The following is a 15,005-nucleotide window of genomic DNA, read 5'->3' as shown; positions in this document are numbered from 1 at the left end:
ACGCGCCGTTGCACGCCGACACCCCTGCGCAACGGCCACGTCGTTACAATCGGATCCGACGCGGGCCGGCATGGGGCCGGGCCGCGATGGAGGATCTTTGCCCGATGGCCTCGCGCCGTCCTGTCATGGCTTCGCTTGCGCTCGCCGGCCTTCTACTGGCGGGCTGCGACGACGCGATGCTGCCCCCGCCGGTCGACCGCGCCGCAATCGCGGCCGCGACGCGCGACATCGCCGCTGCGCCTGTGCCGCGCGCGACACTGCGCACGCCCGAGCAGGACGCCGCCATGCTGCGCCGCGTGGCCGACCGGACCATCCGCGCCGCGCAGCCCTTCTGCCGGGCGGAACTCGGGCGCGACTGCGACTTCCGCGTCGCGCTGATGCCCGCATCCGTGCCCAACGCCTTCGCGCATGACGCGAACGGCGTGACGGTCACCACCGGGCTGATGCGGCTGGTGTCGAACGACGACGAGCTGGCGGGCGTGGTGGCGCACGAGATCGCGCACCATGTCGCGGGGCACCTGGTCGAGGGCACGCGGCGCATGCGCATCGCGGCGACGGTGGGGGCCGCGGTGGGGCAGGCGGCGCAGGATGTGGTCGGGCTGGATATCGGCCTGGCGCAGCTGGGGGCCGAGACCGGCGCGAAGGCGGCGAGCCTGACCTTCTCGAAGGCGCAGGAGCGCGAGGCGGATTACCTTGGCGCGCATATCGCCGCGCGGGCGGGTTATGACCTCGAGCGGGCGGGCGGGCTGTTCGCCAAGCTGGCGAAGCTGTCGGGCGACAAGGTCACTTCGTGGCTGGATACGCATCCGGCGGGGCCGGAGCGGCTCGCGGCCTGGCGGCGCACCGCGGCAGAGATCGCGCGCGACCCTGGTGCCTCGCCGCGGCGCGGCGGCTGGTTCAGTTGATCGCGGCGCGGCGGCTGGTTCAGTTGATCGCGGCGCGGCGGCTGGTTCAGTTGATCGCGGCACGGCGGCTGGGTCGGTTGATCGCGGCACGGCGGCTAGGTCGGTTGATGCCGGCGAGGGCCGCCGTCGTTGGCCCTGGCGCGCGCGGCCAGGTCGCCGGGCGCTTTTGTCGCGAGCGTGGTCACGCGACCGGATGATGCCATCCGGTCGGTGCCTGCGTCACCGCGTGTAGGGCACGACGGCGACCGCGTTGTAGGGCGACCCGTCGACCAGGCGCGTCGACCAGGCGAGGTAGACGACGGTGCCCGCCGCCTCGTCGATGAAGCGGTGGACGCGGGTTTCCTTGAAGAACAGGGAGGTGTCGCTCTCGTAGACCTGCTCGCCGCGTTCGCCGCGGCGCGCACCGTCCGCCACGCGCACCGGCGCGGTCGCGACGCAGGTGAGGGAGAAGCGGCCGGGGTCCTCCGCCAGGCCCACCATGCCGGTGACGCCGCCGGTACGGGCCTGGCTGATGTAGCAGGATACGCCCGCCACCTCGGGGTCGGAGAAGCGTTCCACGACCACACGATGGCTGCGCGTCAGGCCGAGGTTGGTGATGGCGGTGTTGACGTAGCCGATGCGCGTCGTCTCCTCCTGCGCCACGGCGGGAAAGGCGAGCAGCAGGGCGAGGCAGGCGGCGATGGCGCGGGTCATGGCGTGGCTCCGGTCGTGGGTGCGGCGAGTCAACGCGGCAGGCCGCATCTGGTCACAGGGCGCCGCGCAAAAAAGCCTCCGTCTCCGGCCAGGGGCGCGCGACGAGGTCGCCATCGCCCGGCGAGCCGAGGAAGGCACAGAGATCCATGCCGTCCGTGGTGGTGATCTCGTGGCGCGGCAATGCGTCGCCCTCGGCGGTGAAGCCGAGCAGGACGGCGCCGTCCGTGGTGGTGAACCAGATCCAGGAGGTGCGGTCGATCAGGCCCTTCGCGTACCAGTGGTCGTGGCGCGGGTCGTCGCTGATGCTCGACAGGTCGAGGTAGAGGGTCTGTGCATCGTCCGCGGGGCAGACATGGATCACGCCGTGCTCGTGCGGGACGAAGGCGTGGCGCGCGTCGCGGTGCAGGGTGTGGCGCAGCACGCGGCCGGTGGCGAGGTCCGCGCGCAGGCGTTGGGCGAAGGCAGCCTGGGCGGGCGCGGCGAGGCGCGCGTCGCGAAGGCTGATCAGCAGCAGGGGCAGCACCAGGATGGCCGTGCCGAGCACGAGCACCAGCCAGTGCGCGGCCTCGATGATGCCGAAGGCCAGGTCGAGCAGGCCGATGATGCCGTAGACCACCGCGATCACGAGGCCCATGCCGAGCAGGCCGCCGAGCACGCTGCGGCTGGGTGCCTGCCCGTGCAGGGCCGCAAGGCGTTCGAGTTCGGCGGCCACGGCCGGTGGCGCGGCCAGGGTCTCGTTGCGGTAGGGCGCCTCAGTCACCGAGCGCCACGCCTTCGCGCCGTGGATCGGCGCCGCCGAGCAGGCCGTGCGGCGTGACGCGGATGAGGTTCAGGCCGGAATTCATGTCGCGGATCTGCACGTCGTGGCCGCGCCCGCGCAGGGCAGGGGCGAGGGCTGCTGCCGGCGTATCGGCCTCGAGTTCTACCGCGCCGCCGATGGTGCCGATATGGGGCAGCGCCGCGGCCTCCTGCGGGGCCATGCCCCAGTCGAGCAGCGCGACCAGCGCCTGCGCGACATAGCCGATGATGCGCGCACCGCCGGGCGAACCGGCCACCGCATGCAGGCGCCCGTCGCCATCCAGTACGATGGAGGGCGACATCGACGACCGCGGCCGCTTGCCGGAGTCCGGTCGGTTCGCAACAAGGCGGCCATTCTGCTCGGGCATGAAGGAGAAGTCGGTCAATTCGTTGTTGAGCAGGAAGCCGCGGACCATGATGCGGGCACCGAACAGCGCCTCGATGGTCGTGGTCATCGCCACGGCGTTGCCGGCGCCGTCCACGATCGAGAGGTGGCTGGTGCCGGCTTCGAAATCCTGGGTCTGCGGGGCGAAGCGCGTCTCGCGCCAGGGCGGGTTTCCGGCGCGCGGGGTCGCGATGGCGCGGTCGCGGTCGATCAGCTGCGCGCGGGTGGTGAGGTAGGCGGCATCGACCAGGCCGCGCGTCGGGACCGGGATGAAATCCGGATCGGCCACATAGGCGTTGCGGTCGGCGAAAGCGAGGCGCCCGGCCTCGGCCAGCAGATGCGCCGCGTCGGCGCCGCGCGGGTCGAGCCGCCCGATGTCGAAATGGCCGAGCAGGCCGAGGATCTGCGCCACCGCGATGCCGCCCGACGATGGCGGCGGGAAGCCGCACACGCGATAGCGGCGATAGGCCGTGCAGACGGCGTCGCGCCGGCGCGGGGCGTAGGTGGCGAGGTCGGTCGTGGACATGGCGCCGGGCAGCGCATGGCGCGTGACGGCGGCGACGATGTCCTCGGCGATCGGCCCACGCGCCAGGGCCGCCGCACCGTGTTCGGCGATGGCGCGCAGGGTCGCTGCCAGCGCGGGGTTGCGCAGCCGGTGGCCGGCGGGCAGCGGCAGGCCCTGCGCGTCGAAGAAATACGCCGCGGCACCGGCGTCGCGGCGCAGCAGCAGCATGTCGCCGGCGATGTCGCGCGCCAGGCGGTCGCTGATCGGGAAGCCCTGTTCGGCGAGCGCGATGGCGGGCGCGATCAGGCGCGGCCAGGGCAGGCGGCCGTGGTCGCGATGGGCCGCTTCGAGCATGGCGACGGTGCCGGGCACGCCGACGGCGCGGCCGCTCGCCATGGCGGTCAGGAACGGGATGGGGCGGCCGTCACGCAGCAGCAGGTCGGGGGTGGCGGCAGCGGGGGCGGTCTCCCGCCCGTCCCAGGCGGCGATGCGGCCTGTGGCGCCGTCGAAGTTCAGCAGGAAGGCGCCGCCGCCGATGCCCGAGGATTGCGGTTCGACCAATGTCAGCACCATCTGCACGGCCACGGCGGCATCGACGGCGGACCCGCCTTCGCGCAGCACCTCCAGCCCGGCCTGCGCGGCCAGCGGATGGCCGGCGACGACCATGTGGCGGCGGGCGGGTTCGGCCTGCGCGGGCGCGATCGTGAGCAGCAGAAGAAGGATGGCGCGGCGGAGGATCATCGCGCGAGGATAGCGCAATGCAGGATTTCGGGCAGCGCACGCGCAGGCTGATCCGCGGGCGGCGCGCCGAGGCGTCGGGCCGCGACGCGGAGGGCATCGCCGCCGTCGCCCTGGAACGCGAGGGCTGGGCCGTGCTGGCGCGGCGCGCACGGACGCCGGCGGGCGAGATCGACCTGGTGGCGGAACGCGACGGCTTGCTTGCCTTCATCGAGGTGAAGGCGCGACCGTCCCTGAGCGAGGCGGCTTTCGCGCTGGGTCCGCGCCAGCGCGCGCGGCTGGTCGCGGCGGCGGAATGCTGGGTCGCGGCGAACCCCGGGCGCGGCGCCGCGGGGATGCGCTTCGATGTGGTGATCGTGGCGGCGGACGGGACGGCGCGGCGGATTGCCGATGCGTTCAGGCTGGGGGATTGAGCGGCATCAGAGCAGTTCGATGACGTGGCAGATTCCATCGTACTTGCTTGTCAGGTTGGCGGGCAGGCCGCCGCTGACATCCACGCGGGCGCCCCAGTTCAGGACGATGCCGCCCCGATCCACATAGACCCAGTGGCGCAGGATGCCGCATTCCGGATCGGCGGAGCGCGGGCGCCGCGTATCCGACAGGCCGACCACGCAATTCGTCTGCCCGCTCAGCGTGGCGCCGTTCAGGGCCAGCGGCGTCGCCCGGAGGCTGTGCTTGACCTTGTGCCATTCGAGGTAGGCGCACATGCCGCTGACCGGCATGGCGACCACCGTGTCGCCCCAGGTGTGCGCCCAACTGCCGGCGCTGCCGCTCCCGATCGCGACGCTGGCGGTGATCACCTGGCCCTCGATCTCGCTGACGAGGCCGTTCAGCGTCGTGGCGGTGCCGCCGAGTTCGCGGCTGAAGGCGACGATGCGGTCCGCGAGGCCGGCACGCGAGCCGATGACGCGCGTATCGCCATCGGCGATCGCCTCGTGCGCCGCGACGAACTTCAGGAAGGTGACGACCTCGACGGCGAGGCGCTCGTGGATCTGGTCGATCGACAGGGCGTGGCCGAAGCGCACGAGCGGCCCGGCCTCGTGCAACGCGTTGAGCACGCTGACGAAGCCGCAGATGCCCCATTCGTCCTGGTCGATGACGGGGGCGGGGGTGCTGCCGCTCATGCGCGCCTGCCTTGTTCGGGAGGCGGAATGCTAGCCACGGCGAGGCGGCGGCCGCGATGACAATGCCGTGACGTCGCGGGGGGGTCAGGCCGCGGCGCGACCGGGCATGCGATGGCGGAAGGCCAGGGCTTCCGCCACATGTGCGCGGCGGATGGTGACGCTGCCCGCCAGGTCGGCGATGGAGCGCGCGACACGCAGCGTCCGCACATGTCCGCGGGAGGAGAGGCGCAGTCGCGTGGCGGCCGTCTCCAGCAGCGCCTCGGCCTCGGCGTCGAGCAGCGGCTGCAGGTGGCGCAACTCGGCCTCGGCATTGTTGGGCGGGCCGTCCGCGCCGTAGCGGGCACGCTGGGCGTCGCGCGCGGCCTGCACGCGGGCGGCGACGGTGGCGGAGGTCTCGCCGGCGGGCGCGCGGGTGAGTTCGGCGGCGGGGATGGGCATGACCTCGATGGTGAGGTCCATGCGGTCGATCAGCGGGCCGGAAAGGCGGCCCTGGTAGTCCTCGCCGCAACGTGGGGCGCGGCCGCATTCTCGGCCTGCGTCGCCCAGGTAGCCGCAGCGACAGGGGTTCATCGCCGCGATGCACTGGAAGCGCGCGGGGTAGGTGACGTGCGCATGGACGCGGCTGATGGTGGTGCGGCCGGTTTCCATGGGCTGGCGCAGCGCCTCCAGCGCAGGGCGCGGGAATTCCGGCCATTCGTCGAGGAACAGCACGCCGCGATGGGCCAGGCTGATCTCGCCGGGCTTGGCACGCGCGCCGCCGCCGATCAGCGCGGGCATCGACGCCGAGTGGTGCGGGTCGCGGAAGGGCGGTCGCATCACCAGCCGGCCGCCTTCCAGCATGCCGGCGATGGAGTGGACAAGCGAGACTTCGAGTGCCTCGGCCGGCGAGAGGTCCGGCAGCAGGCCGGGCATGCGCGCGGCGAGCATCGACTTGCCCGCGCCTGGCGGGCCGATCATCAGGAGGTTGTGGCCGCCGGCGGCGGCGATCTCGATGGCGCGCTTGGCGGATTCCTGGCCCTTCACTTCCGACAGGCATGCCGTGCTGCGGGGCTTTGTGTCGGGTGCGGGCGGGGCCGGCGGCGAGAGGTGCTGGACGCCCTTGAAGTGGTTCAGCAGCGAATGGATGTCGGGCGCGGCCAGCACCTCGATCCGCCCGGCCCAGGCGGCCTCGCCGCCTTGTGCTGCGGGGCAGATCAGGCCGAGGTCGCGCGCGCTGGCCCCGAGCGCCGCGGGCAGCACGCCGGCGACCGGAACGATCGAACCGTCCAGCGAGAGTTCACCGAGTGCGGCGTATCCTGCCGCATCTTCCTTCGGGATGATGTCCATGGCGGCGAGCAGCGCCAGCGCGATGGGCAGGTCGAAATGCGAACCTTCCTTGGCGATGTCCGCGGGCGCCAGGTTCACCAGCACACGCTTCGGCGGCAGCGACAGGCCAAGACCGGTGAGTGCGGCGCGCACGCGTTCGCGGCTTTCCGTCACCGCCTTGTCGGGCAGCCCGACCAGCAGGAAGGCCGGCAGGCCAGGGGCGATCTGCACCTGCACCTCGACCGGCACGGGATCGATGCCGGCAAAGGCGAAGGTGGCGATGCGGGCGATGGTCATGGCGTCGCGCCAGGGTGGCGCGGCGCTGGCCAGAAATCAACTTATGCGATGGTCAGCGCCGGACGATTTCCACCCGGCGGTTCTGCGCGCGGCCCTGGTCGTTGTCATTGGCGGCGACCGGTGCGGCCATGCCGGCACCGAAGGCCGTCAGGCGGGCGGCGGGGATGGCGAAGTCGCGCGTGAGCGCCGCCACCACCGCCGCGGCGCGGCGGCGTGACAGGTCCACATTGTGGTCGAAGGCGCCCTGGCTGTCGGTATGGCCGGTGACGACGACGCTGATCCCAGGATTGGCGCGCAGGTATTTCGCGATCTCCTCGATGGTTGGGCGGGAGTCCGGGCGCGGGTCGGCGCGGTCGGTGTCGAAGGAAATGCCATACAGCGCGACGCGGCCGGTGGCGGCGATGGCGCGGTCCATGGCGGCGGCGTCGATGAAGACGATGCGGCCGGTCTCCATCGGCCGCGTCTCGGCGACGTCGATCAGCGTCTGCGGGCGGTCGCGCGGGCCGGTGACCGAGAGCAGCGAGACCCAGACATCGCCCGCCGGGCGTTCAAGGCGCAACACAGCGTAGACAACGCTGCCGTGGTTCGAGGCGATGCCCGCATTGCCCGGCCGCGCCTCCGTCACTGCGGCCCAGAGGTCGACGGCATTGCCGCCGCAGCTTCTTGCCTCGCAGGAAAAGACCGTGCGGAAGCCGCCCTGTTCCATGCGCTGCTGCCAGTTGCGGACCACTTCCAGCGGAGAGCGCCCGTCGGGACCTTCGTAGCGCAAGCGCGTCAGGCGCCCGGCGACGGCGGTGCTGTTCGCCTCGGTCGCGCGGGGCGATCCGGGCGGGCGGCCGCCCGGCGGGATGGGGGCGGTGACGATGCGCATCTCGCCGAAGGCGACCTGTTCGCGCAGGCGCTGCACGGCACCGTCGTAGCGGCCCACCAGCGGATGGTCGGCCGCGCCGGCGATGTCGGCGGGCGGTGGTGCAGGGCGCTGCTGCGCCTGCGCGGGCGGCACGATCAGCAGGAGCGCGGCCGCAAGAACCAGGCGGTGAATTGGCATCACGCGCTCGCGGTGCGTTCGACGCGACGCATCAGGCGGCGAAAATTGCCGGACCACAGCAGGTCGATCTCGCGCGGGCCATAGCCGCGGGCGGCGAGTTCGGCGGTGAGGTTGGCGGTCTCGGAGGCATCCTTCCAGCCGGGGATGCCGCCGCCGCCGTCGAAGTCGGAGGACAGGCCGACATGGTCGATGCCGATGCGGTTCACGGCATAGTCCACGTGGTCGACCATGTCCTTCACCGTGGCGGGCGACTTTCCGCCCGGCGGGGCAGGGCGCAGGAAGGCATCGAGCGCGGTGATCTGCACCAGTCCGCCGGTGGCGCGCAGCATGTCGAGCTGTTCGTCATCCAGGTTGCGCGGATGGTCGCAGAGCGCGCGGCAGCAGGAATGCGTGGCCGCGATCGGCGCGCGCGAGAGTTCGGCGGACTGCATCATGGTGGACTTCGCGCTGTGCGAGACATCGACCAGCAGGCCGATGCGGTTCATCTCGGCAATGGCGTCGCGGCCGAGCGGCGACAGGCCGCCATGTTCCTCCGGCGCGTCGCCGAGGTCGGGCTTCGGGCGGGCGGCATCGGCCAGGTCGTTGTGACCGTCATGCGTGAGGGTCAGGTAGATCGCGCCGAGGTCGCGCCACAGCTTCAGGCGCGAAAGGTCGCGGGCCAGCGCATTGCCGTTCTCGACCGCGGACAGCACGCACAGCGCGCCGGCCGCGTGCGCGGCTTCGAGTTCCGTGGCGGTGGCGCAAAAGCGACGCGTCGTGCCATCGGCGCGGGTGCGGATGTGGCGCAGCATGGCCTCGGCGCGGGCGGCGGCGGCGGTGAGGTTCGCCTCGTCGCGCTTCGTCTGCGGGGTATAGGCGATGAAGACCGCGGCGTTCAGCCCGCCGCGCGCCATCTTGGGGAAGTCGACGCGGCGGTCGGTCTCGGTCGTGGCGTCGGGCGGGTCGGGCCAGCGGATGTCGATATGGGTGTCGAGGGTCAGCAGGGTCATGCCGCGGTCCACCCGTTCAGGAAGCGTTCGAGCAGCGTGCCGATGAGGTCCACGTTGTAGCCGCCTTCCTGCGTGATCGCGGTGGGGAGGTTCAGCGCGCCGATCATCTGCCCGGCGCGGGCGAAGCCGTCCTCGGTGACCGCGAGCGCGCCGAGCGGTTCGTCCTTCGATGCATCGAAGCCGAGTGCGACCACCAGCGCATCCGCCTTGAAGTCGCGGATCGGCGCCAGCGCATAGCGCAGCGCATCGAGCCAGCCTTCGTCGGGCGTGCCGAAGGGCAGGGGCATGTTCATGTTGCGCCCGTCGCCCGCACCGGTGCCGCGTTCATGCGTGCGGCCGACGAACCAGGGGTAGTAGTTGTCCGGGTCGCCGTGGATCGAGATGGTCAGCACGTCGCCGCGATCCCAGAAGATGCCCTGGGTGCCGTTGCCGTGGTGGCTGTCGATGTCCAGCACGGCGACGCGCGCCGCACCCGCATCGCGCAGGTGCTGCGCGGCGAGTGCGGCGTTGTTCACGTAGCAATGGCCGCCGGCGCGCGCGGCATAGGCGTGGTGGCCAGGTGGGCGGCAGAGCGCGTAGGCGGTGTCGCCCTTCGCGGCTTCCGCCGCCGCGGCCAGGGCGCAGGCGGCAGCCCCCTGGATGGCGTCCCAGGATCCGGGGCCGATCGGACAGCCGGCATCGGCGGTGTACCAGCCGGCGCGCGAGAGGATATTGGCGCTGTTGCGCCCGCCTTGCGCGACCATCTCGGGCGCTGGATGGATGTTGGCGACGACCTCCGGCCCTGGTTCAGGCAGCTTCGCCCAGTCCGCCGCGGCGGTGGCGAGGAAGTCGAGGTAGTCTGCGCGATGCACGGCCTCCAGCGCGCCAGGTGCGAGCGGCCCGGGCGTGGCGGGGGCAAGGCCCATGCGGTGCAGTGCGGCTTCGAGGGCCGCGGCGCGTTCCGGGATTTCGAAGTTGCGGCGCACGCGGCCGCGCTGGAGGAAAAACGAGGGCGTGTGCCCTGCCTGATCGGGATGCGCGAAGGTCTTCATCGTGGCGCGAGGCTAGGCAGCAGTGGCGCGCCTGTCCATGTGCGACGCCGGCCTGCACCTTGTATGCGGTGGGCGCGGACGGCTAGCCTCCTGCCACAAAGAAGGGAGACTTCACCGATGGCCGTCTCGCGCCGTGGCTTCGTGGCCGCCGCCGCTTCCGCCCCTGTCCTGATGCGCGCCTCGGACGCGCTGGCGCAGGGCGTGGCGCCGCGCCGTGGCGGGACGCTGCAATCCATCCTGTCGCCCGAACCGCCGGTGCTGCAGATCGGCGTGAACAACCAGGGGCCGACGCTGGTTGCGGCACCCAAGATGTTCCAAGGGCTGATGACCTTCTCGCCGACGCTGGAACCGATCCCGGTGCTGGCGAAGTCCTGGACCATCAGCCCCGATGGCAAGGAATACGTGTTCCGCCTGCAGGAAAACGTGAAGTTCCACGACGGACGGCCGATGACGGCGGATGACGTTGTGTTCTCGATCACCAAGTTCCATATGGAACTCGCGCCGCGCGCGCGGGCGATTTTCTCGCTGATCGACACCTGCGAGGCGACCGACCCGCATACCGTTCGCATCACGCTGAAGCAGGCCTTCCAGCCCTTCCTGCTGATGTTCGACGTCTCGGCCTGCGCGATCGTGCCGAAGCACCTGTTCGACGGGCAGGACTACCGCACGGCGCCGGCGGTGCAGCGGCCAGTCGGGACGGGGCCGTTCAAGTTCACGGAATGGCAGCGCGGCAACTTCATCCGGCTGGATCGCTTCGAGGAGTACTGGAAGCCCGGGCAGCCGTACCTGGACAGCGTGATCTACCGCATCATCCCCGACAGCCAGAGCCGGCGCCTCGCCCTCGAGACCGGCCAGGTGCTGGTCACGCAGGGCAGCGACATCGAGCCCTTCGACATCCCGGCGCTGCGCCAGCGGGCGAACCTGGAAGTGAACACCAATGGCTGGGAATACTTCTCGCCGCTGTCGTGGATCGAACTGAACCATCGCGTGAAGCCGCTCGACGATGCGCGGGTCCGGCGGGCGATGTCGATGGCGATCGACCGCAACTTCATCGTCAACCGGCTGTGGTTCGGCGTCGGCAAGGCCGCGACCAACCCAATCGCGAGCACCACGCGCTTCCACGACGCGAATGCCAAGATCGCCGCCTTCAACGTGGCGGAGGCGAACCGCATCCTCGACCAGGCGGGCTTCCCCCGCAATGCGCAGGGCGTGCGCTTCACGCTGAAGCACATCGTGCTGCCCTATGGCGAGATCTGGTCGCGGCTGTCGGAATACCTGCGCCAGGCGATGCGCAACATCGGCGTGGCGCTGGAACTCGAATCCACCGATGCCGGGTCCTGGGCGCGGCGCGTGGGCAATTGGGAATACGAGACGACGATCAACTTCGTCTACCAGTTCGGCGACCCGACGCTGGGGGTCGAGCGCACCTATGTCAGCACCAACATCCAGCGCGTGACCTTCACCAATACCGGCGGCTACGCCAACCCGCAGGTGGATGCGCTGTTCCAGACGGCGCGCACCGCCGCGGCGGCCGCGGACCGGCAGCGTGCCTTCAGCGAGGTGCAGCGCATCCTGGTCGAGGACGTGCCGCAGATCTGGCTGATGGAACTGGCCTTCCCGACCATCAACGACCGGCGCGTGCGCAACCTGATCACAACGGGGTTGGGTGTGCATACGTCCTTCGACGACGTGTTCATCGCCGGCTGATGGAAGCCTCCAAGCTGCCTGGCTTCCTGCTGCGGCGGGGGGCCAAGGCGCTGGTCGTCATCCTGGCGATCGTGGTGTGCAACTTCCTGCTGATCCACGCCGCGCCCGGCGACCCGGCGAGTGTGATCGCCGGGCAGTCGGGCGCGGCGGATGAACGCTTCCTGCAGCAGCTGCGCGAGCAGTTCGGGCTCGACAAGCCGTTCCATGTGCAGCTGTGGATCTACCTCAAGGGCGTGCTGACGCTGGACCTGGGGTTCAGTCACCGGCAGCAGCAGCCGGTGTGGCTGCTGATCAGCGAACGCCTGCCGGCCACGCTGCTGCTGACCGGGGTGGCCTTCGCCTTCGCCGTGACGGCGGGCGTCACGCTGGGCACGCTGGCGGCGCGGCGCGTCGGCACCTGGGCGGATTCCGTCATCACCGTGATCGCGCTGACCTTCTATGCCACGCCGCTGTTCTGGGTCGGGCTGATGCTGGTGCTGTTCTTCTCGGTCTGGCTGGAATGGCTGCCGTCCTTCGGCATGGCGAGCGTGGGAGCGGATCTGACCGGCATCGCCGCGGTGCTGGATGTGGGCAAGCATTTGATCCTGCCGGCGGCGACACTCGGGCTGTTCTACCTCGCGGTCTATGCGCGGCTGACGCGGGCCACGATGCTGGAAGTGGCCGACCAGGATTTCGTCAAGACCGCGCGCGCGAAGGGCGTGCCGGAAGGCCAGGTGGTGCGGCGCCACGTGCTGCGCAACGCGCTGCTGCCGGTGATCACCTTCGCGGGCATCCAGGCGGGGCAGCTGGTGGGCGGGTCGATCCTGGTCGAGACGGTCTTCGCCTGGCCGGGGATCGGGCGGCTCGCCTTCGATGCGCTGCTGGCGCGCGACTATGCGGTGCTGCTGGGGGTGTTCTTCTGCACGTCGGTGATGGTGGTGCTGTTCAACCTGGTGACGGATTTGCTCTACGCCGTGGTCGATCCGCGGGTGGAGGTCGAGGGATGAGTGCCTGCCATCGGAGCGCGGGCTGCGCGCATGTCTGACTTCTGGCGACGCTTCCGGCGCAATCGCGGCGCGGTGGTGGGGCTGCTGATCCTGCTGCTGGTCTTCCTGATGGCCGCGCTGGCACCGGTGATCTACCCGGGTTCGCCCTGGGACATGGCGACAGCGCCTTTCGTGCCGCCGGGCGAGGAAGGCATGCTGCTGGGGTCCGACAGCCTCGGCCGCGACGTCGCAGCGGGCATCGCGCACGGGGCGCGGATTTCGCTGATGGTGGGGGCGGTGTCGACGCTGGCGGCGCTGCTGATCGGTGTCACGCTCGGCGCTGTCGCCGGGTATCTCGGTGGTTTCGCGGATGACGCGGTGATGCGCTTCACGGAGTTCTTCCAGACCATCCCGTCCTTCGTGTTCGCCATCCTGCTGGTGGCGATCTTCACGCCCACCATCTCCTCGGTGGTGTTTGCCATCGCGGTGGTGTCGTGGCCGCCGGTGGCGCGGGTGGTGCGGGCCGAGTTCCTGTCGCTGCGCTCGCGCGAATTCGTCCAAGCCGCGGAGGTGCTGGGCAAGTCGCGCATCGCCATCGTGCTGACGGACATCTTGCCGAATGCGCTCTCGCCGATCGTGGTGCTGGCGTCGCTGATGGTGGCCTCGGCGATCCTCCTGGAATCCGCGTTGTCCTTCCTGGGGCTGGGCGATCCGAACCTGATGACCTGGGGGTTCCTGATCGGGTCGGGGCGCAGCGTCATCCGCCTGGCCTGGTGGATGAGCGTGTTTCCGGGCCTGGCGATCTTCTTCACCGTGCTGGCGCTGAACCTGGTCGGGGAGGGGCTGTCCGATGCGCTGAACCCGCGCCTCGCGCGCCAGCGCGGAGGGCCGGCATGACCCTGCTGTCGGTCGAGGGGCTCACCGTTGCGCTGCCGCCCGGCGGCGACCGGGCGCATGCGGTCGAGGACATCACGCTCCGCGTCGATCCCGGTGAGATCGTCTGCGTCGTGGGTGAATCCGGGTCAGGCAAGTCGATCACCGCCAATGCCGTGATGGGGCTGCTGCCCAAGCAGTTGCCGGTGAAGGCAGGGCGCATCCTGTTCGAGGGGCAGGACCTGCTGGCGCTGGGTGCCGAACCCATGCGCCGGCTTCGCGGGGCGCGGCTCGCGATGATCTTCCAGGAACCCATGACCGCGCTGAATCCAGTGATGCGGGTGGGGGACCAGATCGCAGAAGCCATGCGCGTGCATGGCGCGGGCCGCGATGCGGCACGACGCGTGCCGGAACTGCTGGCGGCGGTGAACCTGCCCGACCCGGCGGCGACGGCGCGGTCCTATCCGTTCAGGCTCTCCGGCGGGCAGCGGCAGCGCGTGATGATCGCGATGGCGCTGGCGCTGGAACCTTCCCTGCTGATCGCGGACGAGCCGACCACGGCGCTGGACGTGACGACGCAGATGCAGATCCTTCGGCTGATCCGCGAGATCCAGTCGCGCCGCGGCACCGGCGTGTTGTTCATCACCCACGACTTCGGCGTTGTGGCCGAGATCGCCGACCGTGTGGCCGTCATGCAGCATGGCCGCATCGTGGAGCAGGGCACGGCGAAGGACGTGCTGAACCGCCCGCAGCATCCCTATACCCGCGCACTGATCGCCGCCGTGCCGCATGGTGCGCCAGGTGCCGCGCGCGCGCCGGATACCGGGCCGCCGGTGCTGGTGACGAAGGGCGTAGAGAAGACCTATCGACGCGCCGGCGGCTGGTTCGGACCCAAGCCGGTGGTGCGCGCGGTGCACGATGCGGACTTCACGCTGACGCGCGGGGAGACGCTGGGCCTCGTCGGCGAATCCGGATCGGGCAAGTCCACCCTGGCGCGCTGCGTGGTGAAACTGGTGGAACCCGAGCGCGGCGAGATCATCTTCGAGGGGGCCGACCTGCGGCCGCTCTCGCGGGGCGCCTGGAAGCCGTATCGCCGCAAGATCCAGATGATCTTCCAGGATCCGTTTGCATCTTTGAACCCGCGCCGGCGCGTCGGGGAGATCATCGCCGAAGGCCCGATCACGCACGGCACGCCGCGCAGCATGGCCGAGGCGCGCGCACGGGAACTGCTTGCGCTCGTGCAACTCGACCCGGGCGCGATGGACCGCTACCCGCATGAATTCAGCGGCGGGCAGCGCCAGCGCATCGGCATCGCGCGGGCGCTGGCGATGGAGCCGGAACTGCTGATCGCGGATGAACCGGTCAGCGCGCTGGATGTGAGCGTGCAGGCGCAGGTGCTGGCCTTGCTGGCGGATATCCGCGACCGGCTGGGCCTGACCATGCTGTTCATCACGCATGATCTGCGCGTGGCGGCGCAGGTCTGCGACCGGATCGCTGTGATGCAGCGCGGCGCGATCGTGGAACAGGGCCTGACCGCCGAGGTGTTCGGCAATCCGCAGCACGCCTATACCCGGCAATTGCTGGACAGCATCCCGGGGCGGTCCTGGACGCCACCGGTGATCGCCGCCTGAGGAGTACGCCG

General features: G+C 70.8%; 14 protein-coding genes. 6 read left to right on the top strand and 8 right to left on the bottom strand.

Annotated features, from left to right (window positions below):
* The first annotated feature begins 104 nt into the window (after positions 1 to 104).
* A complete protein-coding gene (locus MWM08_RS13660; protein WP_244406985.1) occupies positions 105 to 905 on the top strand; it encodes a M48 family metalloprotease in 801 nt (266 codons plus the stop codon).
* A 219-nt stretch (positions 906 to 1,124) separates the two neighbouring features.
* Here MWM08_RS13660 and MWM08_RS13655 read toward each other — a convergent pair whose 3' ends face one another.
* The 3 genes from MWM08_RS13655 to ggt are packed head-to-tail and all read right to left on the bottom strand — an operon-like array spanning position 1,125 to position 4,027.
* Entirely contained in the window at positions 1,125 to 1,598 is a 474-nt protein-coding gene (locus MWM08_RS13655; RefSeq protein WP_244406984.1) for a CreA family protein, read from the bottom strand.
* A gap of 52 nt (positions 1,599 to 1,650) precedes the next feature.
* Positions 1,651 to 2,358 carry a hypothetical protein gene (locus MWM08_RS13650; protein ID WP_244406983.1) on the bottom strand — a complete coding sequence of 236 codons (708 nt, stop codon included), beginning with the start codon at positions 2,356 to 2,358 and terminating at the stop codon, positions 1,651 to 1,653.
* On the bottom strand, positions 2,351 to 4,027 hold the full coding sequence (gene ggt, locus MWM08_RS13645) for a gamma-glutamyltransferase (RefSeq protein WP_244406982.1): 1,677 nt from the start codon (positions 4,025 to 4,027) through the stop codon (positions 2,351 to 2,353). The genes MWM08_RS13650 and ggt overlap by 8 nt, the downstream gene beginning before the upstream one ends.
* A 17-nt stretch (positions 4,028 to 4,044) precedes the next feature.
* On the opposite strand from ggt, the gene MWM08_RS13640 reads away from it, so the two are divergent.
* Positions 4,045 to 4,437 (top strand): YraN family protein, encoded by a 393-nt coding sequence (locus MWM08_RS13640; RefSeq protein WP_244406981.1) that lies wholly within the window; start codon positions 4,045 to 4,047, stop codon positions 4,435 to 4,437.
* A gap of 6 nt (positions 4,438 to 4,443) precedes the next feature.
* On the opposite strand, the gene MWM08_RS13635 is transcribed toward MWM08_RS13640, so the two are convergent.
* From MWM08_RS13635 to MWM08_RS13615, 5 genes are all read right to left on the bottom strand, one after another.
* Positions 4,444 to 5,148, bottom strand: coding sequence for a hypothetical protein (locus tag MWM08_RS13635; protein ID WP_244406980.1), 705 nt, complete (start codon positions 5,146 to 5,148; stop codon positions 4,444 to 4,446).
* Between the two features lie 84 nt (positions 5,149 to 5,232).
* Complete coding sequence (locus tag MWM08_RS13630) at positions 5,233 to 6,750, bottom strand: YifB family Mg chelatase-like AAA ATPase (RefSeq protein WP_244406979.1); 1,518 nt, start codon at positions 6,748 to 6,750, stop codon at positions 5,233 to 5,235.
* Between the two features lie 52 nt (positions 6,751 to 6,802).
* Positions 6,803 to 7,798: an OmpA family protein gene (locus MWM08_RS13625; protein WP_244406978.1), complete on the bottom strand. Its 996-nt coding sequence runs from the start codon at positions 7,796 to 7,798 to the stop codon at positions 6,803 to 6,805.
* Positions 7,798 to 8,787 (bottom strand): dipeptidase, encoded by a 990-nt coding sequence (locus MWM08_RS13620; RefSeq protein ID WP_244406977.1) that lies wholly within the window; start codon positions 8,785 to 8,787, stop codon positions 7,798 to 7,800. Before MWM08_RS13620 ends, MWM08_RS13625 begins: the two co-directional genes overlap by 1 nt.
* Entirely contained in the window at positions 8,784 to 9,818 is a 1,035-nt protein-coding gene (locus tag MWM08_RS13615) for a histone deacetylase family protein (RefSeq protein WP_244406976.1), read from the bottom strand. Before MWM08_RS13615 ends, MWM08_RS13620 begins: the two co-directional genes overlap by 4 nt.
* A 117-nt stretch (positions 9,819 to 9,935) precedes the next feature.
* Between MWM08_RS13615 and MWM08_RS13610 the strand changes: the two genes are divergently transcribed.
* Genes MWM08_RS13610 through MWM08_RS13595 form a run of 4 tightly spaced genes read left to right on the top strand, consistent with a single transcriptional unit; the run spans position 9,936 to position 14,994 of the window.
* Positions 9,936 to 11,525, top strand: a complete 1,590-nt coding sequence (locus tag MWM08_RS13610) for an ABC transporter substrate-binding protein (protein ID WP_244406975.1) — start codon at positions 9,936 to 9,938, stop codon at positions 11,523 to 11,525.
* The gene (locus MWM08_RS13605; protein ID WP_244406974.1) at positions 11,525 to 12,511 is read left to right on the top strand and encodes an ABC transporter permease; all 987 of its coding nucleotides are present in this window, start codon (positions 11,525 to 11,527) and stop codon (positions 12,509 to 12,511) included. The genes MWM08_RS13610 and MWM08_RS13605 overlap by 1 nt, the downstream gene beginning before the upstream one ends.
* Before the next feature lie 30 nt (positions 12,512 to 12,541).
* Positions 12,542 to 13,387, top strand: a complete 846-nt coding sequence (locus tag MWM08_RS13600) for an ABC transporter permease (RefSeq protein ID WP_244406973.1) — start codon at positions 12,542 to 12,544, stop codon at positions 13,385 to 13,387.
* Positions 13,384 to 14,994: an ABC transporter ATP-binding protein gene (locus MWM08_RS13595; RefSeq protein WP_244406972.1), complete on the top strand. Its 1,611-nt coding sequence runs from the start codon at positions 13,384 to 13,386 to the stop codon at positions 14,992 to 14,994. The genes MWM08_RS13600 and MWM08_RS13595 overlap by 4 nt, the downstream gene beginning before the upstream one ends.
* Positions 14,995 to 15,005: the final 11 nt, after the last annotated feature.

It is taken from the genome of Roseomonas fluvialis (assembly GCF_022846615.1).
Classification (GTDB): domain Bacteria; phylum Pseudomonadota; class Alphaproteobacteria; order Acetobacterales; family Acetobacteraceae; genus Neoroseomonas; species Neoroseomonas fluvialis.
Note: the sequence above shows the minus strand (reverse complement) of the source record. Positions and strands in the feature narration are given on the sequence as shown.

Bases quoted from the DNA above. Each gene is read 5' to 3' on its own strand.
- MWM08_RS13660 (WP_244406985.1), top strand. From the start codon at position 105: ATGGCCTCGCGCCGTCCTGTCATGGCTTCGCTTGCGCTCGCCGGCCTT.
- MWM08_RS13655 (WP_244406984.1), bottom strand. From the start codon at position 1,598: ATGACCCGCGCCATCGCCGCCTGCCTCGCCCTGCTGCTCGCCTTTCCC.
- ggt (WP_244406982.1), bottom strand. From the start codon at position 4,027: ATGATCCTCCGCCGCGCCATCCTTCTTCTGCTGCTCACGATCGCGCCC.
- MWM08_RS13640 (WP_244406981.1), top strand. From the start codon at position 4,045: ATGCAGGATTTCGGGCAGCGCACGCGCAGGCTGATCCGCGGGCGGCGC.
- MWM08_RS13635 (WP_244406980.1), bottom strand. From the start codon at position 5,148: ATGAGCGGCAGCACCCCCGCCCCCGTCATCGACCAGGACGAATGGGGC.
- MWM08_RS13630 (WP_244406979.1), bottom strand. From the start codon at position 6,750: ATGACCATCGCCCGCATCGCCACCTTCGCCTTTGCCGGCATCGATCCC.
- MWM08_RS13625 (WP_244406978.1), bottom strand. From the start codon at position 7,798: ATGCCAATTCACCGCCTGGTTCTTGCGGCCGCGCTCCTGCTGATCGTG.
- MWM08_RS13620 (WP_244406977.1), bottom strand. From the start codon at position 8,787: ATGACCCTGCTGACCCTCGACACCCATATCGACATCCGCTGGCCCGAC.
- MWM08_RS13615 (WP_244406976.1), bottom strand. From the start codon at position 9,818: ATGAAGACCTTCGCGCATCCCGATCAGGCAGGGCACACGCCCTCGTTT.
- MWM08_RS13610 (WP_244406975.1), top strand. From the start codon at position 9,936: ATGGCCGTCTCGCGCCGTGGCTTCGTGGCCGCCGCCGCTTCCGCCCCT.
- MWM08_RS13605 (WP_244406974.1), top strand. From the start codon at position 11,525: ATGGAAGCCTCCAAGCTGCCTGGCTTCCTGCTGCGGCGGGGGGCCAAG.
- MWM08_RS13600 (WP_244406973.1), top strand. From the start codon at position 12,542: ATGTCTGACTTCTGGCGACGCTTCCGGCGCAATCGCGGCGCGGTGGTG.
- MWM08_RS13595 (WP_244406972.1), top strand. From the start codon at position 13,384: ATGACCCTGCTGTCGGTCGAGGGGCTCACCGTTGCGCTGCCGCCCGGC.